The organism is Pseudomonas sp. DC1.2 (assembly GCF_034351645.1).
Taxonomy (GTDB): Bacteria; Pseudomonadota; Gammaproteobacteria; order Pseudomonadales; family Pseudomonadaceae; genus Aquipseudomonas.
This window is the reverse complement of the sequence record NZ_CP133782.1, coordinates 5,456,144-5,481,093: the sequence shown is the minus strand read 5'-3', so window position 1 is coordinate 5,481,093 and position 24,950 is coordinate 5,456,144. Positions and strand designations below refer to the sequence as shown.

Sequence of the window (24,950 nt, the reverse complement as noted above, 5' to 3'; positions counted from 1 at the left end):
GCTGCTTAGTGACGCTTGCGATTGCTGATCAGCGTACCCACACCGGTGTCGGTGAAGATTTCCAGCAGGATCGCATTGGGCACTCGACCGTCGATGATCAACGAGCTACCCACGCCGCCTTGAACTGCTTCCAGCGCGCAACGGATCTTCGGCAGCATGCCGCCGTAGATCGTGCCGTCGGCGATCAGCTCGTCGACCTGCTGGGTGCTCAGACCGGTCAGGACTTGGCCAGACTTGTCCATCAGGCCGGCGATGTTGGTCAGCAGCATCAACTTCTCGGCTTTCAGCGCTTCGGCGACTTTGCCGGCTACCAAGTCGGCGTTGATGTTGTACGACTCGCCGTTGGCGCCTACGCCGATGGGCGCGATCACCGGGATGAAATCGCCTTTGACCAGCAGGTTCAGCAGGTCGGTGTTAATGCCGACCACTTCGCCCACTTGGCCGATGTCGATGATTTCCGGCTGGGTCATCTCTGGTGTCTGCCGAGTGACAATGAGTTTTTTCGCGCGAATCAGCTCAGCGTCTTTACCGGTCAGACCGATGGCGCTGCCGCCATGACGGTTGATCAGGTTGACGATGTCCTTGTTGACTTGGCCGCCGAGGACCATTTCCACCACGTCCATGGTCTGCGCGTCGGTGACGCGCATGCCATCGATGAAGTGGCTCTCGATCGACAATCGCTTGAGCAGGTCGCCGATCTGCGGGCCGCCGCCGTGAACCACGACCGGGTTGATGCCCACGGCTTTCATCAGCACGATGTCGCGGGCGAAGCCGGTTTTCAGCTCCTCGCTTTCCATCGCGTTGCCGCCGTATTTGATCACCAGGGTCTTGCCGACGTAGCGTCGGATGTAAGGCAGCGCTTCGGACAGAACCTTGGCGGTATTGGCGGCGGCTTCGCGTTCGAGGGTCATTCAGGGCTCCGGCACTTCAAAAGAAGGCGCTTCAAAAAATCAAAACGGTAGAAGGAGATCAGGCGCAACGCGTTTCAGCTGGACGTGGAATACATCCTTGATGCGTTGCAGTTCAGTCGCGTCATCGGCCTCGAAACGCAATACCAGCACCGGTGTGGTGTTGGAGGCGCGAACCAGGCCCCAGCCTTTGGCATAGTCGACCCGCACGCCGTCGATGGTGGTCAGGTCGGCGCCTTCGCCCCATGTCGCATCGTGCAGTGCGTCAATGATGCTGAATTTGCTCTCTTCGGTCACATGGATATTGATCTCGGGTGTAGAAATATCGTTGGGGAACGTCGCAAACAGTTCCTCCGCGGTGGATTTCTCCTGGCTGAGGATCTCCAGCAGGCGCGCAGCGCTGTAAATGCCATCGTCGAAACCGAACCAGCGCTCCTTGAAGAAGATGTGCCCGCTCATTTCACCGGCCAACAGAGCGCCGGTCTGTTTCATTTTCTTCTTGATCAATGAGTGGCCGGTCTTCCACATGAGTGGACGACCGCCGTACTCCTGGATCAGTGGAGTCAGGCGGCGGGTGCATTTGACGTCGAAGATGATTTCCGCGTCCGGGTTGCGCGCGAGTACGTCACGGGCGAACAGCATCAGCAAGCGGTCCGGGAAGACGATGCTGCCGGTGTTAGTCACCACGCCAACACGGTCGCCGTCGCCATCGAAAGCCAGGCCCAGGTCGGCGTTGGTTTCCTTGACCTTGGCGATCAGGTCCACAAGGTTTTCAGGCTTGCCGGGGTCCGGGTGGTGGTTCGGGAAGTTGCCATCGACCTCGCAGAACAGCGGAATGACTTCGCAGTTCAGCGCTTCAATCAATTGCGGGGCGATCACGCCGGCGGCGCCGTTACCGCAATCGACCACCACCTTCAGGCGGCGGGCCAGTTTGATGTCCTGGACGATTTCGCGGTGGTAGCGATCAAGAATCTCGACTTGGGTAATGCTGCCCTGGCCGCTGCTCAAGTTGTTGGTCTTGAGGCGCTCGTGCAGGGCCTGAATCTGTTCGTTGGCCAGGGTGTCGCCAGCGATGACGATTTTGAAGCCGTTGTAGTTCGACGGGTTATGGCTGCCGGTCAGCATCACGCCGGACTTACCGGCCAAGACGTTAGCGGCGTAATACAGGGCTGGCGTTGGCACCAAGCCGACGTCGCTGACGTGGCAACCGCTATCGGCAAGGCCTTTGATCAGTTGTTCAACCAGTTCCGGGCCGGAGAGGCGACCATCGCGGCCAACGGAAATATTCGGTTCGTCCTGGGCCAGGCTTTGTGCGCCAATAGCGCGGCCGAGCCAATAAGCGGTTTCAGCGTTCAAGAATTCCGGGACGGTGCCGCGAATGTCGTAGGCGCGGAAGATGCTGTCGGGGAACTTCGGTGCAACGTGGGCTGGACTGCTCATCTGTAGGAATACTCCATTTCGAAAGTGGCTGGACCGGCCTGCGAGAATCGTATCGCCAGGCTCAAACTGAAGGGTATGACGGCGTTTTCCGCAGAGAGTTCGTGGTGCGAAAAGGCCATGACACCGCGAGCGGCGGGGCTTTGGCCAGCCAATGCCTTGATTTTCTGCGGTAAACCTTACAGATAACGTCGGTACAATTTCAGCCGCAAATCGGTGGGAGCGAGTTCGTTCCCACCCTGAAGCGTCGGGCCGCCATGTTTCGAATCAGTGGCTGCCGGAGTGACCAAAACCACCCGCGCCGCGCTCGGTTTCAACGAACGCGTCGACCATCTCGAAGTGTGCTTGAACGACCGGCACCAAAACCAGCTGCGCAAGCCGTTCGCCCACTTCAAGGGTGAACTCCTTGTCGCTGCGGTTCCAGCACGACACCATCAGTGGACCCTGGTAATCGGAGTCGATCAGGCCGACCAGATTGCCCAGCACGATGCCGTGCTTATGGCCTAGCCCGGACCGCGGCAGAATCAGCGCCGCAAGGCCTGGGTCGCCGATATAAACCGACAGGCCGGTCGGGATCAGCAGGGTTTCGCCCGGCTTGATCACCGTGTCTTTTTCCAGCATGGCGCGCAGGTCAAGGCCGGCGGAGCCGGGGGTGGCGTATTGCGGCAGCGGGAAGTCGGTGCCGATGCGGGGGTCGAGGATCTTGGCTTGCAAAGCGTGCATGTAAATTAAACCTGGTTCAGACGTTCGGCGATAAAAGTGATCAGTTGGCGAGCAATCTTGCTCTTGCTGGTCTGGGCGAAAAGCGTGGCGTGCAGCTTACGATCAATCACGCTGCAGGCGTTTTCTTCGCTGTTGAAGCCAATGCTCGGGTTGGCGACGTCGTTGGCGACGATCAAATCGAGGTTCTTGTCTTTCAACTTGCGTGCAGCGTAATCGAGCAGGTGTTCGGTTTCGGCGGCGAAACCGACACTGAACGGACGGTCAGGGCGGGTTGCAATGGTGGCCAGGATGTCTGGGTTACGCACCATTTGCAGCAACAAGCCGTCGCCGTTCGTAGGGTCTTTCTTGAGTTTTTGTGGGGCGACGACTTCCGGGCGGTAGTCCGCGACCGCTGCCGAGGCGATAAACAGGTCGCAAGGTATCGCGGCTTCGCAGGCAGCGAGCATGTCGCGGGCGCTGACGACGTCGATGCGGGTGACGCGATCCGGGGTCGGCAAATGCACTGGGCCGGTGATCAGCGTCACTCTGGCGCCGGCCTCGACGGCGGCTTCGGCCAGGGCAAAGCCCATTTTGCCGGAGCTGTGGTTGGTGATGTAGCGCACCGGATCGATGTTTTCCTGGGTCGGCCCGGCGGTAATCAGCACATGTTTGCCGGTCAAGGCATGGCGCTGGAAGCAGTCCGCCGCGCACTGGGCGAGGTCGGTGGCTTCGAGCATGCGGCCCATGCCGACGTCGCCACAGGCCTGGCTGCCGGAGGCGGGGCCGAAGGCTTTGAGACCGCGGCTTTCGAGAGTTTGCAGGTTGGCCTGGGTAGCCGGATCGCGCCACATCGCCTGATTCATCGCCGGGGCAACCGCGACCACGGCGTCGGTGGCCAGCACCAGCGTGGTCAGCAAGTCGTTGGCAATGCCTTGCGCCAGACGTGCGATCAGGTCAGCGGTGGCGGGGGCGATCAGCACCAGGTCGGCCCATTTGGCCAGCTCGATGTGGCCCATGGCGGCTTCGGCCGCTGGGTCCAGCAGGTCGAGGTGGACCGGGTGCCCGGATAAAGCCTGCAGGGTCAGCGGGGTAATGAACTCGCTGCCGCCACGGGTCATGACCACGCGTACTTCAGCGCCCTGGTCGATCAGGCGGCGAACCAGGTCGGCGCTCTTGTAGGCAGCAATGCCGCCGCCGACGCCCAGAACGATGCGTTTCCGATACAGCCGCTGCATAGGTCTGCCTTTCATTTCGTTGATGACTGCGTGGCGATACCCCCTCCCCAGGGGCGAAATCGCTCGCAAAAAAGATGGGCTACGATATCACAGCGACCGCTACGGAACAGCGGTGCCCACAGACAGGGAAGTGCTATGAGTATTCGTGATTGGCCCGCGGCGGAACGGCCGCGGGAGAAGCTGCTTGACCAGGGTTCGGCGAGTTTGTCCGACGCTGAGTTGCTGGCGATTTTTCTTCGCACTGGTGTGGCCGGAAAAAGCGCCGTCGACCTGGCGCGCCATCTGCTCCTGCAATTTGGCAGCCTGCGCACCTTGCTGGAGGCTGATTTGCGGACCTTCAGCGGCCATCTCGGCCTGGGGCCGGCAAAATTCGCTCAGTTGCAGGCGGTGCTGGAAATGGCGCGGCGCCATCTTGCCGAGCGATTACGTCGCCATTCGGTGCTGGAGAGTCCGGTGGCGGTACGCGACTACCTCAAGTCGATGTTGCGTCACGAACCTCACGAAGTGTTCGGCTGCCTGTTCCTGGACTCCAAGCACCGGGTATTGGCGTTTGAGGCGCTGTTTCGCGGCACCATCGACAGCACCAGCGTGTATCCACGGCAAGTGGTCAAGCGCGCTCTGGCTCACAACGCCGCAGCGTTGATCCTGTGCCACAACCATCCCTCGGGTAACACCAGCCCCAGCCAGGCCGACCGAACGCTGACCAAGCGCCTTCAGGAGGCGCTGGAGTTGATCGATGTTCGGGTGCTCGACCATTTCATCATTGGTGACGGCGATCCGCTGTCCATGGCTGAGTACGGCTGGATGTAGCGCGGCGACGCGGTTACTTGAGGCTGACCTTCGAATAATCCTGCCGGCCAAAGGGGCTGACCTGGTAGCCCTGTACCTCTTTGCGCGTCAGGGCGAAGGCGGTCGGGTGCGCCAGTGGCAGCCACAGCGCCTGTTGCTGGATCTGCGTTTGGGCCTGCTCGTAGAGTTTGGTGCGCACACCCTGCTCGCTGGTGGTCTTGCCGGCGCTGATCAACTTATCCAGATCCTGATTGCAGTAGCGGGCGAAGTTGGTGCCGGATTTGACTGCGGCGCAGGAAAACTGAGGCGTCAGGAAGTTGTCCGGGTCGCCGTTGTCGCCGGCCCAGCCCATGAACAGCAGGTCGTGTTCGCCGGCTTTCGCGCGGCGAATCAACTCGCCCCATTCGATCACGCGGATTTCGGCCTGAATGCCGATTTGCGCAAGGTCAGACTGCAACAGTTGGGCGCCAAGGCTTGGGTTGGGGTTCAGCAAACTGCCGGAAGGACGAGTCCAGATCGTGGTTTTGAAGCCGTTCTTGAGTCCTGCCTGGGTCATCAGTGCCTTGGCTTTTTCAATGTCATGGGCGTAGCCGGGCAAGTTCTTGGCGTAGCTCCAGGTATTGGGCGGATAAGGGCCATCAGCCGGCGTCGCGGTGTCTTCGAACACCGCTTTGATGTAGTTGCTCTTGTCGAACGCGAGGTTGATTGCCTGGCGAACTTCGGGCTTGTCCAGAGGTGGGTGTTGAGTATTGATGGCGACGAATGCCGTCATGAAGGCGTCGGTCTTTTCAACTTTCAGTTTCGGCTCATGCTGTACCGCCCGCACGTCCAGAGGCTTGGGCGACAGGGCGATCTGGCACTCGTTGCGGCGCAATTTCTGCAGACGCACGTTGGCATCGGGGGTAATCGCAAAAATCAGCGGGTCCACTGACGGCTTGCCGCCAAAATAGTCGGCGTTGGCCTTGTAGCGAATCGAGGCGTCTTTCTGGAAGCGGTTGAAGATGAAGGGGCCGCTGCCGATCGGCTGGCTGTTGAGCTTTTCCGGGGTGTCGGCCTTCATCAGCTTATCGGCGTATTCGGCCGAGTAAATCGAAGCGAAACCCATGCTCAAGGTGGCAAGAAACGTCGAGTCTGGGTGGTCGAGGGTAAAACGCACCGTCAGCGGGTCCAGCGCGTCGATCTTCGTGATCAACGCGGGTAATTGCATCGATTGCGCATGGGGGAACCCGCTTTGGGCGACAGCGTGCCAAGGATTGGCCGGGTCTAACATGCGGTCGAAGCTGAACTTGACGTCTTCGGCGCTCAGGTCTCGAGTGGGGCTGAAGTATTCGGTGTGGTGAAACTTCACACGTGGGTGCAATTTGAAGACATAGGTCAGGCCGTCGGGCGAGACGTCCCAGCTGTCTGCGAGACTGGCGACTACTTTCCCGCTGGCGGTGTCGAAGTCCACCAAGCGGTTCATCAGCACGTCGGCCGACGCGTTAGTGGTGGTCAGCGAATTGTATTGCACCACGTCGAACCCTTCGGGGCTGGCTTCCGTGCAGACGCTAAGGGCGGCGGCCTCTGCCAGTGGGCTAAGCAGCAGTGGGGCAAGCAGCAGCGGTAGGGCAGCGAGGCGCATATTGGATTTCCTTTGCAGAATCGAAGGCCATCTGCATGTGCAGTCTGGAAAAGGCTTACCCTAGAGCGCTCTTTTGCAAATGACTATCCCCTTTTTCATTTTGGGGGGAGTATGGGCGGCTAATTTCAGTGTGCGGTGATTGAAGAAAGCGTTGGAATGGGGTGACGATCGATTCTCTGCGACGAGCGGTCACTGGCCCCGATAGCCTTTGTTCAAGGCGCCTTGGGGTCGAAAAATAGGCTTTTCGTTAATTCAACGCACACCGAATGTTGTTGCTCTCCAGTCTTTCTGGTATAAAGCAGCGCTCTTTTCTAGGGGCCCGGTTCCTTCGTTTGTAGGTGTAGCCGGTAAGACCCCTAAAGAAACGCGGCGCCTGGCGCCAAATGACTGAGAGATTAAGCGGCCAACCCATGCCGGGTTGGGCATGTGGTTTTAGAGGGCTGAGGCATGTCGAGAGTATGTCAAGTTACCGGTAAGGGTCCGGTGACTGGGAATAACATTTCCCACGCAAACAACAAAACCCGTCGTCGTTTCCTGCCGAACCTGCAGCATCACCGCTTCTGGGTTGAAGAAGAGAAACGTTTCGTGCGTCTGCGCGTATCTGCCAAAGGCATGCGTATCATCGACAAGCGTGGCATCACTGTCGTGCTGGCCGAAATGCGCCGCGCTGGCAAGATCTAAGGGAGCTAATCATGCGTGAATTGATTCGTTTGATTTCGAGCGCCGGTACTGGTCACTTCTACACTACCGACAAAAACAAGCGTACTACTCCGGACAAAATCGAGATCAAGAAATATGATCCGGTTGTTCGTAAGCACGTGATCTACAAAGAAGGCAAAATCAAGTAATTGATTTTCCATCTTACGAAAAAGGCCCGTATCGCGAGATACGGGCCTTTTTTGTTGCTTGTGTGCGATGGTTTTTAACCGCAGATCAGTTCCAGAACCTCATTGCGGTCGTTGACCAGCACCCGCACGCGATCAGGCTTTGGCAATAGGTTAAACAGGTCATCTGGCCGTTCCAGGCGATGGTTCTGCACACCGGCAGCCAAGCGAATGGCGTCCAGTGTTGCCGGGGTGGCCACTTGGCCGATAGCGAAGTGTGCGGCGTTTATGTTGCAGTGAAGAGTCATGAGGCTTCCTTGCTTATTTAAGCGTTAGGGCGCGCGAGGGCCAAGACCTGGCAACACGTCCTGTGCTGCCATTTGCCTGGACGTTGAGTGACTCGGCGCTGCTGGCAAGCTTCGCTCAGGGCGATTGTTCGCGTCCTGTCTGTATCGTGACTGTCTGTTTCGACTCAAGCCTTCTGTTCAAACACCACATAGATTTTGCGACACGCCTCCAGGACTTCCCACGTCCCCCGGAACCCGGCCGGGATGACGAAGCGATCGCCCGCGCGCACGGTTTTGCTGTTGCCATCGCTATCGCGCAGCACTGAAACGCCTTGAACGATTTCGCAGTATTCATGCTCGGTATAGTTCACCAGCCACTGGCCAACTTCGCCTTCCCAAACGCCGGCGCTCATCTGGCCGCAGGGGCTGTTGTAATGGTTGTAAACCGTTTGCTCGGGGTCGCCCTTCATGACTTTCGCCGGGTCTGGCCGATAGCGATCGGGCTGGGTGGTGGCCTGGCTGAAATCGACGACGTCCTGGATGTTCATGCTGGTAATCCCCCGTGAATACGGCGCAAGTGGCTGGAAAGGCCAAAGTCTATGTTTATTAAAATGAACATCGCAAGGCCGTTTACGGCCTTGGTGTCAAATATATTGAAACATGAGGGGTGGCTGGTTTAGGGTGGCGGTTGCCTTGGCCGCAAGCAGGCTGGCGAGGCAGTATTCCTGAGAGCGCTTGCCATCAGCGTTCGTATTCAACAAGAGGAGGACACCCCAATGACCACCCTGACTCGTGCCGACTGGGAACAACGTGCTCGCGATCTGAAGATCGAAGGCCGCGCTTACATCAATGGCGAATACACCGATGCCGTCTCCAACGAGACCTTCGAGTGCATCAGCCCGGTCGATGGCCGTCTGCTGGGCAAGATTTCCAGCTGTGATGCCGCCGACGCCCAGCGCGCCGTGGAAAACGCTCGCGCTACCTTCAATTCCGGTGCCTGGTCGCGCTTGGCGCCGACCAAACGCAAAGCCACCATGATTCGTTTTGCCGGCCTGCTGAAACAGCACGCTGAAGAGCTGGCCCTGCTTGAAACCCTGGACATGGGCAAGCCGATCAGCGACTCCCTGAACATCGACGTCCCTGGCGCTGCGCAAGCCTTGAGCTGGAGCGGCGAAGCCATCGACAAGATCTACGATGAAGTGGCCGCTACACCGCACGACCAACTGGGTTTGGTGACTCGTGAGCCGGTCGGCGTGGTCGCTGCCATCGTGCCGTGGAACTTCCCGTTGATGATGGCCTGCTGGAAGCTCGGCCCGGCGTTGTCCACCGGTAATTCGGTGATCCTGAAACCGTCCGAAAAATCCCCGCTGACTGCCATCCGCATCGCCGCACTGGCCGTTGAAGCCGGTATTCCGAAAGGTGTGCTGAACGTGCTGCCGGGCTACGGACATACCGTCGGCAAGGCCTTGGCCCTGCATAACGACGTCGACACGCTGGTGTTCACCGGGTCGACCAAGATTGCCAAGCAACTGCTGATCTACTCCGGCGAGTCAAACATGAAGCGCGTCTGGCTCGAAGCCGGCGGCAAGAGCCCGAACATCGTGTTTGCCGATGCGCCGGACCTACAAGCGGCGGCGGAGTCGGCGGCCAGTGCTATCGCTTTCAACCAGGGCGAAGTCTGCACCGCTGGCTCGCGCCTGCTGGTCGAGCGCTCGATCAAGGACACCTTCTTGCCGCTGGTGATCGCTGCCCTGAAAACCTGGAAGCCAGGTAACCCCCTGGACCCGGCGACCAACGTCGGCGCCTTGGTGGACACTCAACAGATGAACACGGTGCTGTCCTACATTGAATCCGGTCACACCGACGGCGCCAAATTGGTCGCCGGTGGCAAGCGCATTCTTCAGGAAACCGGCGGGACTTACGTTGAACCGACGATTTTTGACGGCGTCAGTAATGCGATGAAAATCGCTCAGGAAGAGATCTTTGGCCCAGTGCTGTCGGTGCTTACGTTCGACACCGCCGAGGAAGCTATCCAGATCGCCAACGACACGCCTTACGGTCTCGCGGCGGCGGTGTGGACCAAGGACATCTCCAAGGCCCACCTGACGGCCAAAGCGTTGCGTGCGGGCAGCGTTTGGGTCAACCAGTACGACGGCGGTGACATGACCGCCCCGTTTGGTGGTTTCAAACAGTCCGGCAACGGTCGTGACAAATCGCTCCATGCATTTGACAAGTACACCGAGCTGAAGGCGACCTGGATCAAGTTGTAAGTCTGTTTTCTTAACGACGTCGCTCCAACCGTGTTTTGTGCCGTACATAAAAATATCCACAGGAGCGTGGAGCATGCGTTGGGCGACGTATTTTGCCGTTTTGGCCTCTGTCTTGAGCGTCGGCCTGGCGCTGGGCGTCAGCATGCCGCTGGTGTCTTTTCGTCTGGAAAGCTGGGGGTATGGCTCGTTTGCAATCGGCGTGATGGCGGCCATGCCGGCCATTGGCGTGTTGTTGGGGGCCAAAGTCTCTGGTCACCTAGCCGCACGCTTCGGTACGGCCAACCTGATGCGTCTGTGCTTGTGGGCCGGCGCACTGTCGATTGGATTGCTCGCGCTGTTGCCGAGCTACCCGGTCTGGCTGGTGCTGCGGCTGATGATCGGCGTGATCCTGACGATCGTTTTTATTCTCGGGGAAAGCTGGATCAACCAACTGGTGGTCGAGCAGTGGCGTGGGCGGCTGGTGGCGTTGTATGGCGCCAGCTATGCGTTGAGTCAGCTGTGCGGGCCATTGCTGCTGGGTGTGCTGGGCACTGAGGGCGATTACGGTTTCTGGGTCGGCGTCGGTCTACTGCTGGCCGCGCCCTTGCTGTTGTTGGGGCGTAGTGGCGCACCGACCAGTGATGCCTGCAGCGTGACCTTCAGCGACTTGCTGGCGTTTTGCCGAGGCCTGCCGGCGATTGCCTGGGCGGTGTCACTGTTCGCCGCGTTCGAGGCGATGATTCTGACGTTGCTGCCGGTTTATTGCCTGCGCCAGGGGTTCACCGCAGACATTGCACTGGCCATGGTCAGCACCGTGGTGGTTGGTGATGCCTTGCTGCAATTACCGATTGGCGCACTGGCGGATCGACTGCCGCGGCGGACTTTGTTTGCGGGCTGCGCGGTGGTTTTGTTGTTGTCGAGTTTGGCGATTCCGCTGCTGATCGATACGTTGCTGATCTGGCCGTTGTGGGTGTTGTTTGGCGCCAGTGCCGGTGGTTTATTCACCTTGTCGTTGATTCTGATCGGCGAGCGTTACCGTGATGACGCACTGGTGCGGGCCAATGCCCATGTCGCGCAGTTGTGGGGGATCGGTTGTTTGGTCGGGCCTTTGGCGGCGGGTGCCGGGAGTCAATGGATCAGCGGGCATGCGTTGCCGTTGCTGATGGCTGCGGGGGCGTTGGGACTGGTGATTCTGTTGTCACGACAAGGGGCATTTGGCGCTCAAGCCGCGCCTGCCTGAAACCTGTGGGAATGTGTTGTCGGTTAAAGCATCCGCTCCAGGCCAACGGTGGTGCTGAACCACGCATTGAAGCGTCGCCACCAGCTCCCCGGCTCCTGGGTCAGGGTGTGCAGTTTGCCGTTATCTTCGGTCACCCAGACAACGTTTCCGTTCTCCAGCTTCGCCTGATAACTCAGGGCCGGCGCCATGCCTTGCAGCGCCAGGTCGCGCACGTGCGCCGCGAGCTCGGGGCTTTCTACCAGCACCCCGACTTCGGTGTTCCATAGCACTGACCGTGGGTCGAAGTTGAACGAGCCAATGAACGATTTCTGCTGGTCGAAAATCATCGCTTTGCTGTGCAGGCTTGAGTCCGAGCCCTGATAGGGCCCCCGGCGGAACAAGCGCGGACCACTGCCGCCCCCGGCACCGGGCTGACGCCGCAGCTCGAACAATTGCACGCCATGTTCCAGTAACGCTTTGCGATACGGCGCGTAACCGCCATGCACCGCCGGGACGTCGGTGGCTTCCAGAGAGTTGGTCAGCAGGCTCACCGACACCCCGGCGTTGGCGCGGCCCGTGAGGTACACCAGTCCCGGTTGACCCGGCACGAAGTAGGCCGAAATCATGATCAGCTCTTTACTCACCCCGTTCAGCTCAGGCGCCAACTGCGTGGTCAGCAGCAACTGCGGGTCGGGTTCATCCTTGGCCAGGACTTTGCTGGGCGCGTCCCACAGGGCTTGGTTCCACGCCCAGATCAACTCCCGCCGCCAGATGTCCATGCGCGGATGGGTGGTGTAGGTCATCAGTTGTTTGTACAGCGCGTGGTTCTGTTTGCGGGTCTCTGCCAACGACTCCTCAAGCCGGGTACGGGTGTTTTGCAGGTCCTTGGGGGTGGGTGTGCTGGAAAGGAATTCGCCGATTGGCTTGCTCAGGGCGCTGTTCCAATACTGGTCAAAACTATGCCCCAACTGCTCGGCCACCGGCCCCACGCTGAGCATGTCGATGTCGGTGAAATTCAGATTGGGTTCGGCGTCGAAATACTCGTCTCCCAGATTACGTCCGCCCACGATGGCCACGCTGTTGTCCGCCAGCCATAACTTGTTGTGCATGCGTCGGTGTTGCAGTGACAGGTTGAGCAGCCGCCCCATGTTTCGTGTCACACCGGTGCTGCGGCCCAGGTGCAGCGGGTTGAACAGGCGAATCTGAATCTGTGGATGCGCCGCCAGGGTGGCGATGATCTGGTCGAGGCCGTCGCTGGTGGTGTCATCGAGCAGGATCCGCACCCGCACGCCGCGATCGGCAGCTTTGAGCAGTTCGTCCACCAGCATGCGGGTGCTGATACCGTCGTGGACGATGTAGTACTGCAAATCGAGGCTGGTTTGGGCGTGACGGATCAGTTCGGCGCGGGCCATGAAGGCCTCGGTGCTGTTGGACAACAGGCGAAAACCTGAGCGGCCCTGATACGGCGCAGCCTGGGCCTGGATCGAACGGCCGAACGCCGAGTTCATTGCCGGCAATGCCTGGCTGGGGTGTCGAGCGGTGTCCAGGCTCGCACAGCCGTTGAGCAGCAGGGCAATCAGCAGTGCGAAGGAAGGGGCCAGTGTGCATCTCAAATCGTATGTTCTCGGGTCAGGGCAAAGGCCCAATTGTGGCATTGGACATCAGCTTCCTTGAAAGGTATTGCGCTTGGACTTGTCAGAATTCCTGCTTTCGTTGTGATGGGACTACAGCAGTTTTAGCCAATACCACACCTAGATAACGAAATACCCTACATATAAACCCTACAAGAAACGGAATGATCGCTTGGCATTGATCACGTGAGAGGTGGTTTCCACCTCCTCTGATCGTTGTCTGATGTTTTATCCATTCCACAGGTAGGTATTTATGAACAAAATTATGCTGATCATGGCGATGTCGACGGCCCTGGTGCCTTTCACGGCGCAGGCCGCCAGTGTTGATCTGACCGTTACCGGTACGATTATTCCGACGTCTTGTATCCCGGCGTTTGCCAACGGCAGCACGGTTGACCTCGGCAAAATTTCTTCCGCCAGTCTGAGCGCGACTACTCAAAACAATCTGCCGCAACGAGATATCACCTTGCAGATCGCTTGTAATGCAGACGCCGCAATAGCCTTTGCGGTGACCGATAACCGTGGCGCCACCAAGGTGACGGGGCTGACTTTTAACGGCCAGGTCAGTAATACCCTCTATTACGGCTTGGGCAGCACTCAGGGCGTGGGCATCGGAGGTTTTGGCCTGCTGACCGGCAAGCCGCTGGCTGATGGCAAAGAACAGATTTTCCTGGTGCGCTCGCCAGCCAATCCGGTATGGCGGATTCCGACCTCCGGGCTGGTGACCAACGCACCGATCTCCTATTCCTGGGGACCCAGTGCTGTAGCCGGTCCTATCGCAGCCAGTTTGCACACGTTCCCTATGAGCGTGGCGGCCGTTATCCGTCCAACATCCGAACTGCCGCCAATAAGTGGTGAGGTCAAGCTGGATGGGTCGGTTACGTTCGACGTGATCTACCTCTGAGCTGCCTTCATACGTTTTTCTTGAGGACCTGACTCGGTCAAGCTGACGACGTGTGTCTAACACGACTTCAGTCAGGCAGGTCCATCGCGTCATGGGCACTGACCGGCGTTGCGCTCGCAACGTGGGTTTGTGCCTTTTGGAGATTTTCATGTCCCCCTCTCAATCTTTACAGGTGCTTGGCGCCTTTGTAGCGCTGTGCCTGCCGTTTGGTAGCCAGTGCGTTTTGGCGGCTGGAATGGTCCCGGAAACACCTGTGGTCGTGGTTGATCAGGCCACGGGCGAAGCCACCCTGAATGTACGCAACACCGACGACCACCCATCGTTGCTCTACAGCGTGATCGAACACATTGCCGAGGACGACGAGCCGCTGCTGATTTTGTCACCCCCCGTGGCTCGGGTTGAGCCAGGTCAGAGCCAGCAGGTACGGTTCATCCTGAATAGCGCCACCCCGCTGAAAACCGAACGACTCAAACGTGTAGTTTTCGAGGGCATCGCACCTCGCCAAGACGCTGAAGGTGCTCGGGTCACCTTGGGGTTGCGGCAGAACATTCCGGTGATTCTGCGTCCGGCTAACCTGGCGGTGGAGCGCACGCCCTGGAAGCTCTTGAATTGGGTCGTGACTGGCAAGCAGCTTCAGGTGAGTAATCCCAGCCCTTATGTGGTGCGGTTGGCCAAGTCGGTAAATCTGATTCCTGGCGGCGCCACCGTAGATCTCGGGCGCACGTATATTCTGCCTGGCGAAGTCTTGATGCTCGCTGCATCGTCGACGTTTGGCACTCATGTGCAGCTGTTTCCTGCCACCACTTACGGCTTTACTGTCGGCAGCTACGACGCGCCGTTGAGCACTCAGTAATGAGCCGTGACAAGCTTCGTTATGGCTGTTTGCTGCTGATGGGAGTGCTGCAAAAAGCCTGGAGCGAGACGCTGACCGAGTTCGATTACGAGGTGCTTGAAACCCGCGGAATCGACCCGAAAGTCGCTGAACACTTCCGCACTGCGCCACGTTTTCAAGCCGGAGCCAGTCGAGTCTCGCTGCTGGTCAACGGCGCGCCAGCGGGGCAAGTGCTGGTGACGTTTGATGGCGAGGGTCAGCTGTGTATCGATGCCAATCTGCTTGACCAAGCAGGCATTGCTGCGCCCTCCGGTTTGCTTGCCAACGCTGAAAAATCCCAGTGTCTACGCGTCATCGACGGTCTCGCCGGGGTCCAGGTGCGACTCGATCCTGGTCAGCAGCGCGTGGGGCTTTTAGTGCCCACCGATCAGTTGTTGGAGCAGGCGCTGCAACCACGTACTTGGGCCACGGGTGGTATGGCCGGGTTGTTCAACTATGACGCGTTGGTGGTGTCCAGTTCGAATCAGGGACAATCGAGCCAGTATCGAAGTCTTGGTAGCGAAGTTGGGTTTAACGCCGGTGGGTGGGTCATCCGCAGTCGGCAAAACTACACTTCATTTCAGGGCGTGGAGCGTTTCGAAACGCTCTACACCCAAGCTTCACGGACCTGGGAGCCTTATGCGGCGAATGTCCAACTGGGTCAGCTCAACATGAGCTCAACGCTGTTTGCCGGTGGGCCGTTCACTGGCCTCCAGATCACCCCCGAAACAGCGCTTGATAAGCGTAATGGCGAGGGACTCGGTGTCGGAACAGTCGTTGAGGGCTTGGCTTACTCGCCGTCGCGGATCGAGGTGCGTCAGAGTGGCGTGGTGATCTATACCACGCTGGTACCCGGTGGACCGTTCACGCTGCGTGATCTGCCACTCATCAGTCATCAATTGGACCTCGAGGTGACGATCTTCGAAGAGGGGGGCGAGCGTCGTCAGTGGCGGGTGTCACCGGGTAATTTTCGCCCTGCCAACCTTGGCGTGGCTGCGGGTTATGGGATTGCGGCCGGTACGATCCGCCGGTTTGCGGATGATCAGCGTGAGACACCCTCGTTCTTTGCGATCAGCAAGGATTGGCGGTGGTGGCCTCAGACGCAGGTGACCACCGGGTTGTTGGGCGCCAACGAGTACCAGTCTTTGGGTTGGGGTGTGCAACAGGCGTTGACGCAGACGACCGTAGTGGGTGTGCAACAGCTGAGTTCTCGCACGTCAGCCTTGGGCCAGGGGCGGGAGTTGCAGGTGAATTTCAGCACCTCGCTGGGACCGCGATTGTCCGCCAGCTTGACGGCCAGCCAGCGTAATCAGGCTTTTCGCACCCTGGCAGACACAGGCGCTACGCCCGACGATATCGACCTTTATGGTCGGGCTGAGCGTCAGTGGGGAGGTGCGATGAGCTACTCCGACAGAGAGTGGGGGGCGTTCACCGGCACGTTCACACGTTATGCCTCGGAGGGCGGTAAGGATCGCTCACGCATCGGCGCCTCTTGGTCGCGGGCGTTTAGCGAGGCCAACCTGTCATTGAGCATCGAACGTGAAGAGGGCGGCGATACCCGCGATGCAGCTGGCACTGGCGTCTATGCCTCATTGAGCGTGCCATTGGGGCGCAGCAGGAGTCTCAATACCTACGTGCGCCATGATGACCGACGCGGTCAGCGATCCGGCGCTCGCTACAACGAGCAGGTCAGCGAAACGCTGGGCTACAGCCTCGCCGCAGAAAGGAACACCGCTGGCCAGACAGATTTCAACGGACGGATCAGCGCATTGCCCCGATACACCCGCGTTGACGTGGGTTACGCACGCACGGGCGCCGGCTCCTCGAGTCACGACCTCACATTACGCGGCGGCGTGGCGCTGCATGAAGGGGGGCTGACGGCTTCGCCTTACGCGTTACGTGACACCTTTGGTGTGCTCAAGGCGGGCCAGCAGGCGGGCATTAAATTGAGCACGCCTCAAGGGCCGGTCTGGACCGATGCCGCTGGCCAAGCCGTGGCCGCCAGTTTGCCGGCCTATCAGGTCAGTCGGCTGGAAATCGACACGCTGAGCCTGCCGCGCAATACCGCGGTGCTCAACGGGTATCAAGAGATCGAAGCCGGACGCGGTGCGGTGCCGCGCATTGATTTCGCGCTGAGCACGGCGCGTCAGGTGATGTTGCGTGTCCGTACCGTCGACGGCAAATGGGTGCCCAAAGGCGTGTCTGTGTATGACAACCAAGGCCAGTACCTGACCACCGTGGTCGATGCTGGCGTGACCTACCTGGCCGACGCCCCCCGGCAGCTTGAACTGCTGCTGGCGTTGCCCGGTGAACGCCGTTGCCTGCTTGAACTCCAGCTTCTGGACCCTCCGGCAACCACCGCGCCCTACGAGACGGTCGATGCCGTTTGCAGGTGAGGTAACTTTTGATCCAGAGGATGACATGAACAATTTTTCAAAAAGCTGTTGGATGTTGCTGTTGATCGGGGCCTCCGAAGCCCACGGGCAGACGGAATGTTCGCTGCAACTGAGTCCCTCTACGCTGGATTACGGCAACTATACCCGCGACAGGTTGCAGGCCTCGCGTACTGGAACCGATTTGAGTTTTGGTCCGCGACGAGTCCACTTGCAGGTGCGGTGCCCGCACCCTCAATCGATGGCCGTGCGCTTCGACGCGCCGGCGGCTGATCTGCAGCGCTATCGCTTTGGTCCGGGTACGTTGCACCTGCGGCTGATGTCTGCGCAACTCGACGGCCGTAAGGTCAGTTGGCTAAGTGACACCGAGGGCGCACCAGGCGAGACGCGGTTGCGACCTGGAGAGCGTATCCGGCCGTGGGTCGAGGGCCATATTTTGCAAGGACAACACTGGCAGTTGGAGTTGGAGGTCGACGCCGACCTCGATCACTCGTCAGCGCGAGTTAGCGACATTAGCCTGTTCCAGGCCTCAGGCCGGTTTCAACTCGACTGACCGTTCAGCCCCGCTCGGGAGTGTCTGCCAGCAACTTGATGGCGGCCGCGCCCACTTTGCGTACCGCGTCCTCAATCTGCGCAGTCGGTTTGGCGGCGTAGTTCATCCGCAAGCAATTGCGGTACTTGCCCGAGGCCGAAAAAATGCTGCCGACAGCAATCTGTACGCCTTGATCGTGCAGTGCTCGATTCAGTTTCAAGGTGTCGAATTCTTCCGGCAGCTCGACCCACAGCATAAAGCTGCCCTGTGGGCGACTGGCGCGGGTGCCGGCAGGGAAATAACGGGTGATCCAGTCGATCATCACGTCGCGATTGCGCTGGTATTGTGTGCGCACCCGCCGCAAATGAGGTTCGAAGTGCCCGGCTTTGAGAAATTCGGCGATAGCGATCTGTGGTTGTGGCGCGGTGGAGCCGGTGCTGATGTATTTCATGTGCAGCACCCGTTCCAGATAGCGGCCCGGTGCTACCCAGCCAATGCGCAGCCCCGGCGCCAGTGTTTTGGAAAAAGAACTGCACAGCAGGACGCGGCCGTCCTCATCGAAGGATTTGATCGTGCGGGGGCGCGGGTACGTGTAGGCCAGTTCGCCATACACATCGTCCTCGATAATCGCCACGTCGAATCGCTGTGCGAGGCTCAGCAAGGCTCGTTTGCGCGCCTGCGGCATGATGTAGCCCAAAGGATTGTTGCAGTTGGGGGTCAACTGTATGGCCTTGATTGGCCATTGTTCCAGGGCCAGTTCCAGCGCATCAAGGCTGATGCCGGTGATCGGGTCAGTTGGGATTTCCAGGGCTTTCATGCCCAGGCCCTTAAGGGTTTGCATGGCGCCGTGAAAGCTCGGCGAATCCACCGCGACAATGTCGCCGGGCTCGCAAATGGAGCGGATGCTGGTGGACAGCGCCTCGTGGCAACCGGTGGTTATCACCAAATCGTTGGCGCTCAACTGGCAGCCGGAGTCGAGCATCAGGCGAGCGATCTGTTCGCGCAGTTCCAGGGTGCCGTGGATATTGTCGTAATACAGCCCCGGCATGTCCTGGCGTCGGCTGATCTGTGCCAGCCCGCGCAGCAACGGCTTCAGGGTCGGCGTCGTGATGTCCGGCATGCCGCGTCCCAGTTGCACCACGTCTTTGCGCGGCACCGCGCGAATCAGTTCCAGGACCTGGTCCCACTGGGAAATGTCCACCGGACGTTGCGCAGGACGGCCAATCGCTGGCAGTTCAGGCAGTTCACGACCCACCGGTACGAAATAGCCTGACTTGGGTTTGGGGATCGCCAATCCGCCGTCTTCCAGCACCCGATAGGCCTGTTGCACCGTGCTCAGGCTGACCCCGTGTTCAACGCTCAATGCTCGTACCGAGGGCAACCGGTCGCCAGGGCGATAGAAGCCTTGTTCGATACGTGTGCCGAGCAATTCGGCGAGATTGACGTAAAGGGTCATGGGACTGCCTCTATGAGGTTGATTGTTTAAACCAGTACAGATCAGGCAAAAATACGTGATTAAAAGATCGAAAGATCAATCTGTATGGATTTAATACAGCTGTTTTGAATCTGTAATGATTTTTAGCGTCCGCGCATCATGAAAGCTCTGGCTACCCAAGTAAACAGGAGCAATGAAAATGAACGGCTTTAGCGACGTGCGTCTGACGTTACACAGTCAAGAACTGGCGGCAGGGCAAATTAACGGCACGCGAGAAGTCATGCGTAACGCGCCTCCTTGCCTCGGTCGTTGGGGCATGTTCTGGCTACGTCTGCGCACGCGTAGAGCCCTGCTGGATTTGACGCCGCAAGCGCTCGAGGACATTGGCCTGAGCCGTGAGCAGGCCCGGCAGGAGGCGCTGAAGCCATTTTGGCGGGTTTAGCCAGGCTCGACCCCAGGCCGGGCGGGGGTGCGGTATCAAACCAACTCTTTAAGTCGATGCCACAGCATCCCCAGCGCCAGCAAGGGTGAGCGCAAATGTTTGCCGCCCGGGAACGTCCTATGTGGCACTTTGGCAAACAGATCGAAGCCGCCGCTGTGTTGACCACAAATGGCTTCGGCCAGTAACTGGCCGGCCAAGTGAGTGACGTTCACCCCGTGGCCGGAATAGGCCTGGGCGTAGTACACGTTTGGCTGGTCCTTGAGACGACCGATCTGCGGCAAACGGTTGGCACCGATACCAATCATCCCGCCCCATTGATAGTCGATGTTTGCCCCGGCCAACTGCGGAAAAACCGCCAGCATTTTGGGGCGCATATAAGCCGCAATGTCTTGTGGGTCGCGGCCCGAATAATGACAGGCACCGCCGAACAAGAGACGCCGGTCCGCCGAGAGCCGGTAATAGTCCAGCGCTACTCGCTGATCACAGACCGCCATGTTCTGCGGCAGCAAGGCGTGGGCCTGTGCTTCGCTCAAGGGCTGGGTGGCAATGATGTAGCTGCCGGCCGGCAGCACTTTGCCACTGAGCGCGGGGTTGAGGTCATTCAAGTAAGCGTTGCAGCCCAGCACCAGGGTTTTGGCGCGAACCCAGCCGTTGGCGGTATGAACCTTGACCTCAGTGCCGTAATCAATGCGCGTGACCACTGATTGTTCGAACAGCTTCACGCCCAATTGCTGCGCGGCGGCGGCTTCGCCCAAGGCCAGGTTCAGCGGATGCAAATGCCCGGAGCCCATGTCGATCAAGCCGCCGATATAGCGCTCGGAACCGACCACGCTGTGCATCTCGTGGGCTTGCAGCAGGCGAGTTGCGTAACGGTAGCCGAGGTGGCGCAAGGCTTCTGCCTCTTGGGCAAAGCCGTCCAGGTCTTGGGGGGTGTTGGCGAGGTGGCAGTAGCCCCAGGTCAGGTCGCAGGGGATCTGAAAACGCTTCACGCGCTGTCGGACGATTTCCACGGCTTCCAGGCCCATGAGTTTCATCTGACGCACGCCGTCGGCACCGATCAGGGAGGTGAACTGATCCAGGCCATGACCGACACCGCGAATCAGTTGTCCGCCGTTACGGCCGCTCGCGCCCCAGCCGATTTTGTGCGCCTCAAGCAACACGACGCTGAGGCCGCGTTCAGCCAGTTCGAGCGCGGTGTTCAGCCCGGAAAAACCGCCACCGACCACGCACACGTCCGCGACGATTTCACCGCTCAGTGCCGGATGATCGGGTTGCGGCAGGCTGCTGGCGGCGTAGTAAGAGGCGGGGTGCTGAGCACGGGCAATCATGTGCGCGATCCTGATACGTGTGTTTAGAAAATTTGACGGAGCATAAGCCGGACCTTCCGGCAGGGGCAACACTGGTCGGCTGGTGCTATATGGAATGGGGCTTTTGCGTCAGAATCCCGCTCTATTCCGCTTTTGGTCACCGTTTCGATGAGCTGCAACAGCCAGAAAATTCGCTCCCTGCGCCAGCAGATTCCTACGTTCGAGTGTGTTCCCGGCTGTCATGACTGCTGCGGGCCGGTGACGACTTCGCCGGAAGAAATGTCCCGTCTACCCCGCAAGACCCGGGCCGAGCAGGATGCAGCGATGGATGAACTCAACTGCGTTCACTTGGGCCCCAACGGCTGCACCGTGTATGACGAGCGTCCGCTGATTTGCCGGTTGTTCGGCACCACCCAGACGTTGCCATGCCCCAACGGGCGGCGGCCGGTTGAGCTGATTCATCCGCGGGTCGAGAAGCAGATTCATGAATACATGGCTGCTACTCGGCAGGTGCTGGTGTAAGCGCGGTATTCATTCAGCCAGGCCGAGTTGTGGCCTTGTAAGGGCCTGCTCGCGAAAGCGACCTGACAGGCGCTGCACAGCTCAATCTGGAATCGGCAAACTTAAACTCTCTTTAACCTCTTCCATCACGATGTAGCTCTTGGATTCGCGCACATGCGGCAGTTTGAGCAGGATGTCGCCCAGCAGTTTGCGGTACGAGGCCATCTCGGAAATTCGCGCCTTCACCAGGTAGTCAAAGTCGCCCGACACCAAATGGCACTCCAGCACGTGAGGCAATTTCAGCACCGCACGTCGGAACTCTTCGAAAGTATCGCCGGATTTGTAGTCGAGGCTGATCTCGACGAACACCAGCAGACTACCCTTGAGGTGCTGCGGATTGAGGCGGGCGTTGTAGCCCATGATGATTCCCTCGCGTTCCAGCCGCCGCACGCGTTCCGTGCAGGGCGTGGTCGAAAGGCCGACCTTTTCCCCCAGCTCAGTGAAGGAGATGCGTCCGTCCGCTTGCAGGATCCGCAGAATGTTGCGGTCTATCTTGTCCAGCTCACGTTTAGTCTGAGTGTTGGTACGCATAGGGGATGCACCTCCGTGAAAAGGGTTTTTGCCGAGAATTGTCGCCAAATATAGGCATTTATATAGTGAAAAGCACTGGCTAATCTTTCTTAAACTGCCCACATCTTCGGTCTGAACAACTTACGTCAGCGGCACGCCGCGATGAGGGATTAAAAATGCGCGTTATGGTCTTGGGGAGCGGCGTGATCGGTACAGCCAGTGCTTACTATCTGGCGCGTGCCGGGTTTGAAGTAGTGGTCGTGGACCGTCAGCCGGCTGCCGCGATGGAGACCAGTTTCGCCAACGCCGGCCAGGTTTCGCCGGGTTATGCCTCGCCGTGGGCCGCGCCGGGTGTGCCGCTCAAAGCCATCAAGTGGCTGTTGCAGCGCCACGCGCCGCTGGCGATCAAGGCCACCGCCGACATCGGGCAATACCTGTGGATGGCGCAAATGCTGCGCAATTGCACAGCCAGTCGTTACGCGGTGAACAAGGAGCGCATGGTGCGTCTGTCCGAGTACAGCCGTGACTGCCTCGACGAATTGCGCGCTGAAACCGGCATTGCCTACGAAGGTCGCAGCTTGGGTACGACCCAACTGTTTCGCACCCAGGCGCAACTGGATGGCGCGGCTAAAGACATCGCCGTGCTGAAAGAGTCCGGCGTGCCATTCGAGCTGCTCGACCGCGCCGGCATTGCCCGGGTTGAGCCGGCACTCGCCAACGTGACCGACATTCTCGCCGGTGCGCTGCGTCTGCCCAATGACCAGACCGGCGACTGCCAGATGTTCACCACGCGCCTGGCCGATATGGCCGTGCAGCTGGGTGTTGAGTTCCGTTTTGGCCAGGATATTCAGCGTCTCGACTATGCCGGTGATCGTATCAATGGCGTATGGATCGACGGCAAGCTGGAAACCGCAGATCGCTACGTCCTCGCACTCGGCAGCTACTCGCCGCACTTGCTCAAGCCGCTGGGCATCAAGGCCCCGGTGTACCCACTCAAGGGTTACTCCCTGACCGTGCCGATCACCAACCCGGCGATGGCCCCGACGTCGACTATTCTTGACGAGACCTACAAGGTTGCAATCACCCGTTTCGACAACCGTATTCGTGTCGGCGGCATGGCTGAAATAGCCGGTTTTGACTTGTCGCTTAACCCTCGTCGGCGCGAAACCCTGGAGATGATCGTCAACGACCTTTATCCTCTGGGCGGTGACCTGGCCCAAGCGAGTTTCTGGACTGGCCTGCGTCCGACCACCCCGGACGGTACGCCGATCGTGGGCGCCACACCGTTCAGCAACCTGTTCTTGAACACGGGTCACGGTACGCTCGGCTGGACCATGGCGTGTGGTTCCGGCCGCTTGCTGGCTGACCTGATGGCGAAAAAAACGCCGCAGATCAGCGCAGAAGGTCTCGATATTTCCCGTTATGGCCACACACCTCAGGAGTCCGCAAAACATGGCAATCCAGCGCCAGCTCACCAATGAACGCATGAGTCAGATCGTCGCTCACAATGGCACCGTGTATCTGTCAGGGCAGGTCGGCGACGACATGAGCGCCGGGATTGAACAGCAAACCCGCGAAACCCTCGCCAACATCGAGCGTTTGCTCGACCTGGCCGGCACCGACAAGAGCCACCTGCTGTCGGTAACGATTTACCTCAAAGACATCGATGCGCACTTCGAAGGCATGAACGCCGTATGGGACAAGTGGCTACCCAAAGGCGTTGCGCCAACCCGTGCCACCGTTGAGTCGAAGCTGTGCGAGCCGGAAATCCTGGTTGAGCTGTCGGTGGTTGCGGCGCTGCCATAGGTCGCTGGTAACGATCCCTCTCCCGGCGCTGTTGGCGGTTAACGCCGCCGACCTGTGCCGGTTTTTCTTCCTCCCATGACCGTCTAGAAGTCTGCCGCCATGCGTCCTGCCCGTGCCCTGATCGACCTCCAAGCCCTGCGTCACAATTACCAAATCGCCCGTGAAGTCAGCGGTGCCCGTGCTCTTGCGGTGATCAAGGCCGACGCTTATGGCCACGGTGCGGTGCGGTGCGCGCAGGCGCTGGAAGCGGAGGCGGACGGGTTCGCCGTGGCTTGCATCGAAGAGGCGTTGGAGCTGCGGGCGGCGGGCATCCGGGCGCCGATATTGTTGCTGGAGGGTTTTTTCGAGGCCGATGAGCTGGCGCTGATCGTCGAGCATGACTTGTGGTGCGTGGTGCATTCGTTGTGGCAACTGGACGCCATCGAGCGCGTGACACTGGGCAAGCCGATCACGGTGTGGCTCAAGCTCGACTCGGGCATGCACCGGGTCGGCCTGCATCCTGCGGATTATCAGGCAGGCTATCAGCGGCTGCTGGCCAGCGGCAACGTGGCGAAGATCGTACTGATGAGCCACTTCGCCAGGGCCGATGAGTTGCAGTGCCAGGCCAGCCTCGAGCAGGTCGCGGTGTTTGAGGCCGCCCGCCAGGGGTTGACCGCCGAAGTCAGCCTGCGCAATTCACCCGCCGTGCTCGGTTGGCCGCAGGTTCCCAGTGACTGGGTGCGGCCGGGCATCATGCTCTACGGCGCCACGCCATTTGAGGAGGTCGATGCTCTGGCATCGCGCTTGATACCGGTCATGACCCTGGAGTCGAAAGTGATCTGCGTGCGTGAACTGCCGGCCGGCGAGCCCATCGGCTACGGCGCCCACTTCATCACTCAAAAGCCGATGCGCATTGGTGTGGTCGCGCTGGGTTATGCCGATGGCTATCCGCGTCATGCACCCACCGGTACGCCGGTGATGGTAGCCGGGCAGCGCAGCCAGTTGCTGGGCCGGGTCTCGATGGACATGCTCTGCATCGATCTGACCGATGTGCCACATGCGGGCCTGGGGTCCACCGTGGAACTGTGGGGTAAAAACATCCTTGCCAGTGACGTGGCCATGGCCGCCGACACCATCCCTTATCAGATCTTCTGCAACCTGCGCCGGGTGCCGCTGCTCTATGGCGGGCGCTAGCGTCGAGGTGATCACGAATCGACGTTGACCCGGCCAATAGGATTCAGGCCCAAGTGTTGTAAATACTGAACGCTGTCGCCATGATAACGCCCAATATTCCAACAACCTGAATCC

At 59.5% G+C, this 24,950-nt stretch carries 24 protein-coding genes and 1 pseudogene; 14 read left to right on the top strand and 11 right to left on the bottom strand.

The genetic code is table 11. The features are described from left to right. Positions 1 to 5: 5 nt before the first annotated feature. The 4 genes and pseudogenes from argB to coaBC all read right to left on the bottom strand — a co-directional run bounded on the left by argB (position 6) and on the right by coaBC (position 4,282). Entirely contained in the window at positions 6 to 911 is a 906-nt protein-coding gene (gene argB / locus RHM68_RS24990; protein WP_322219650.1) for an acetylglutamate kinase, read from the bottom strand. A 39-nt stretch (positions 912 to 950) separates the two neighbouring features. Then, positions 951 to 2,327 (bottom strand): annotated as a pseudogene (locus RHM68_RS24985) (phosphomannomutase/phosphoglucomutase); the annotation flags it as partial. Positions 2,328 to 2,612: 285 nt separating this feature from the next. Beyond that, positions 2,613 to 3,068, bottom strand: a complete 456-nt coding sequence (gene dut / locus RHM68_RS24980; protein ID WP_322219649.1) for a dUTP diphosphatase — start codon at positions 3,066 to 3,068, stop codon at positions 2,613 to 2,615. 5 nt (positions 3,069 to 3,073) lie between these two features. After that, a complete protein-coding gene (coaBC, locus tag RHM68_RS24975; protein WP_322223942.1) occupies positions 3,074 to 4,282 on the bottom strand; it encodes a bifunctional phosphopantothenoylcysteine decarboxylase/phosphopantothenate--cysteine ligase CoaBC in 1,209 nt (402 codons plus the stop codon). 135 nt (positions 4,283 to 4,417) lie between these two features. Between coaBC and radC the strand changes: the two genes are divergently transcribed. Then, on the top strand, positions 4,418 to 5,092 hold the full coding sequence (gene radC / locus RHM68_RS24970; RefSeq protein WP_322219648.1) for a RadC family protein: 675 nt from the start codon (positions 4,418 to 4,420) through the stop codon (positions 5,090 to 5,092). 13 nt (positions 5,093 to 5,105) lie between these two features. Here the strand turns inward: radC and RHM68_RS24965 are convergent, their stop codons facing one another. Then, positions 5,106 to 6,692: an ABC transporter substrate-binding protein gene (locus tag RHM68_RS24965; RefSeq protein WP_322219647.1), complete on the bottom strand. Its 1,587-nt coding sequence runs from the start codon at positions 6,690 to 6,692 to the stop codon at positions 5,106 to 5,108. Positions 6,693 to 7,139: 447 nt separating this feature from the next. Here RHM68_RS24965 and rpmB point away from each other — a divergent pair, with 447 nt between their 5' ends. Together rpmB and rpmG are read left to right on the top strand one after the other, a co-directional pair. Continuing rightward, the gene (rpmB, locus tag RHM68_RS24960; protein WP_322219646.1) at positions 7,140 to 7,373 is read left to right on the top strand and encodes a 50S ribosomal protein L28; all 234 of its coding nucleotides are present in this window, start codon (positions 7,140 to 7,142) and stop codon (positions 7,371 to 7,373) included. Between the two features lie 11 nt (positions 7,374 to 7,384). Further along, positions 7,385 to 7,540, top strand: coding sequence for a 50S ribosomal protein L33 (gene rpmG, locus RHM68_RS24955; protein ID WP_003177274.1), 156 nt, complete (start codon positions 7,385 to 7,387; stop codon positions 7,538 to 7,540). A 74-nt stretch (positions 7,541 to 7,614) separates the two neighbouring features. Here rpmG and RHM68_RS24950 read toward each other — a convergent pair whose 3' ends face one another. Both RHM68_RS24950 and RHM68_RS24945 read right to left on the bottom strand, forming a co-directional pair. Next, on the bottom strand, positions 7,615 to 7,824 hold the full coding sequence (locus RHM68_RS24950; RefSeq protein WP_322219645.1) for a hypothetical protein: 210 nt from the start codon (positions 7,822 to 7,824) through the stop codon (positions 7,615 to 7,617). A gap of 164 nt (positions 7,825 to 7,988) precedes the next feature. After that, positions 7,989 to 8,351, bottom strand: a complete 363-nt coding sequence (locus tag RHM68_RS24945) for a cupin domain-containing protein (RefSeq protein WP_322219644.1) — start codon at positions 8,349 to 8,351, stop codon at positions 7,989 to 7,991. 228 nt (positions 8,352 to 8,579) lie between these two features. Here RHM68_RS24945 and RHM68_RS24940 point away from each other — a divergent pair, with 228 nt between their 5' ends. Together RHM68_RS24940 and RHM68_RS24935 are read left to right on the top strand one after the other, a co-directional pair. Beyond that, positions 8,580 to 10,073, top strand: coding sequence for an aldehyde dehydrogenase (locus RHM68_RS24940; RefSeq protein WP_322219643.1), 1,494 nt, complete (start codon positions 8,580 to 8,582; stop codon positions 10,071 to 10,073). 73 nt (positions 10,074 to 10,146) lie between these two features. Next, the gene (locus tag RHM68_RS24935; RefSeq protein WP_322219642.1) at positions 10,147 to 11,292 is read left to right on the top strand and encodes an MFS transporter; all 1,146 of its coding nucleotides are present in this window, start codon (positions 10,147 to 10,149) and stop codon (positions 11,290 to 11,292) included. Between the two features lie 23 nt (positions 11,293 to 11,315). On the opposite strand, the gene RHM68_RS24930 is transcribed toward RHM68_RS24935, so the two are convergent. Next, complete coding sequence (locus RHM68_RS24930; protein WP_322219641.1) at positions 11,316 to 12,884, bottom strand: phospholipase D family protein; 1,569 nt, start codon at positions 12,882 to 12,884, stop codon at positions 11,316 to 11,318. A 271-nt stretch (positions 12,885 to 13,155) separates the two neighbouring features. Here RHM68_RS24930 and RHM68_RS24925 point away from each other — a divergent pair, with 271 nt between their 5' ends. The 4 genes from RHM68_RS24925 (at position 13,156) to RHM68_RS24910 (ending at position 17,623) form a co-directional block, all read left to right on the top strand. Then, positions 13,156 to 13,806 carry a DUF1120 domain-containing protein gene (locus tag RHM68_RS24925; protein WP_322219640.1) on the top strand — a complete coding sequence of 217 codons (651 nt, stop codon included), beginning with the start codon at positions 13,156 to 13,158 and terminating at the stop codon, positions 13,804 to 13,806. Between the two features lie 148 nt (positions 13,807 to 13,954). Then, a complete protein-coding gene (locus tag RHM68_RS24920; protein WP_322219639.1) occupies positions 13,955 to 14,659 on the top strand; it encodes a fimbria/pilus chaperone family protein in 705 nt (234 codons plus the stop codon). Further along, positions 14,659 to 17,073 carry a fimbria/pilus outer membrane usher protein gene (locus RHM68_RS24915; protein ID WP_322219638.1) on the top strand — a complete coding sequence of 805 codons (2,415 nt, stop codon included), beginning with the start codon at positions 14,659 to 14,661 and terminating at the stop codon, positions 17,071 to 17,073. Before RHM68_RS24920 ends, RHM68_RS24915 begins: the two co-directional genes overlap by 1 nt. A 25-nt stretch (positions 17,074 to 17,098) precedes the next feature. After that, the gene (locus RHM68_RS24910; protein WP_322219637.1) at positions 17,099 to 17,623 is read left to right on the top strand and encodes a hypothetical protein; all 525 of its coding nucleotides are present in this window, start codon (positions 17,099 to 17,101) and stop codon (positions 17,621 to 17,623) included. Between the two features lie 4 nt (positions 17,624 to 17,627). Here RHM68_RS24910 and RHM68_RS24905 read toward each other — a convergent pair whose 3' ends face one another. Continuing rightward, entirely contained in the window at positions 17,628 to 19,058 is a 1,431-nt protein-coding gene (locus RHM68_RS24905) for a PLP-dependent aminotransferase family protein (RefSeq protein WP_322219636.1), read from the bottom strand. Positions 19,059 to 19,236: 178 nt separating this feature from the next. On the opposite strand from RHM68_RS24905, the gene RHM68_RS24900 reads away from it, so the two are divergent. After that, positions 19,237 to 19,479 carry a DUF1127 domain-containing protein gene (locus RHM68_RS24900; RefSeq protein ID WP_322219635.1) on the top strand — a complete coding sequence of 81 codons (243 nt, stop codon included), beginning with the start codon at positions 19,237 to 19,239 and terminating at the stop codon, positions 19,477 to 19,479. 35 nt (positions 19,480 to 19,514) lie between these two features. Here the strand turns inward: RHM68_RS24900 and RHM68_RS24895 are convergent, their stop codons facing one another. Continuing rightward, entirely contained in the window at positions 19,515 to 20,807 is a 1,293-nt protein-coding gene (locus tag RHM68_RS24895; RefSeq protein ID WP_322219634.1) for an FAD-binding oxidoreductase, read from the bottom strand. A gap of 147 nt (positions 20,808 to 20,954) precedes the next feature. Between RHM68_RS24895 and RHM68_RS24890 the strand changes: the two genes are divergently transcribed. After that, positions 20,955 to 21,308: a YkgJ family cysteine cluster protein gene (locus RHM68_RS24890; protein WP_322219633.1), complete on the top strand. Its 354-nt coding sequence runs from the start codon at positions 20,955 to 20,957 to the stop codon at positions 21,306 to 21,308. An 81-nt stretch (positions 21,309 to 21,389) separates the two neighbouring features. Here RHM68_RS24890 and RHM68_RS24885 read toward each other — a convergent pair whose 3' ends face one another. Further along, complete coding sequence (locus tag RHM68_RS24885) at positions 21,390 to 21,878, bottom strand: Lrp/AsnC ligand binding domain-containing protein (protein ID WP_003177284.1); 489 nt, start codon at positions 21,876 to 21,878, stop codon at positions 21,390 to 21,392. Positions 21,879 to 22,033: 155 nt separating this feature from the next. Between RHM68_RS24885 and dadA the strand changes: the two genes are divergently transcribed. The 3 genes from dadA to alr all read left to right on the top strand — a co-directional run bounded on the left by dadA (position 22,034) and on the right by alr (position 24,836). Next, the gene (gene dadA / locus RHM68_RS24880; protein ID WP_322219632.1) at positions 22,034 to 23,338 is read left to right on the top strand and encodes a D-amino acid dehydrogenase; all 1,305 of its coding nucleotides are present in this window, start codon (positions 22,034 to 22,036) and stop codon (positions 23,336 to 23,338) included. Beyond that, positions 23,310 to 23,663: a RidA family protein gene (locus RHM68_RS24875; protein ID WP_322219631.1), complete on the top strand. Its 354-nt coding sequence runs from the start codon at positions 23,310 to 23,312 to the stop codon at positions 23,661 to 23,663. The genes dadA and RHM68_RS24875 overlap by 29 nt, the downstream gene beginning before the upstream one ends. Positions 23,664 to 23,762: 99 nt before the next feature. Further along, positions 23,763 to 24,836, top strand: a complete 1,074-nt coding sequence (gene alr, locus RHM68_RS24870) for an alanine racemase (protein ID WP_322219630.1) — start codon at positions 23,763 to 23,765, stop codon at positions 24,834 to 24,836. Positions 24,837 to 24,950: the final 114 nt, after the last annotated feature.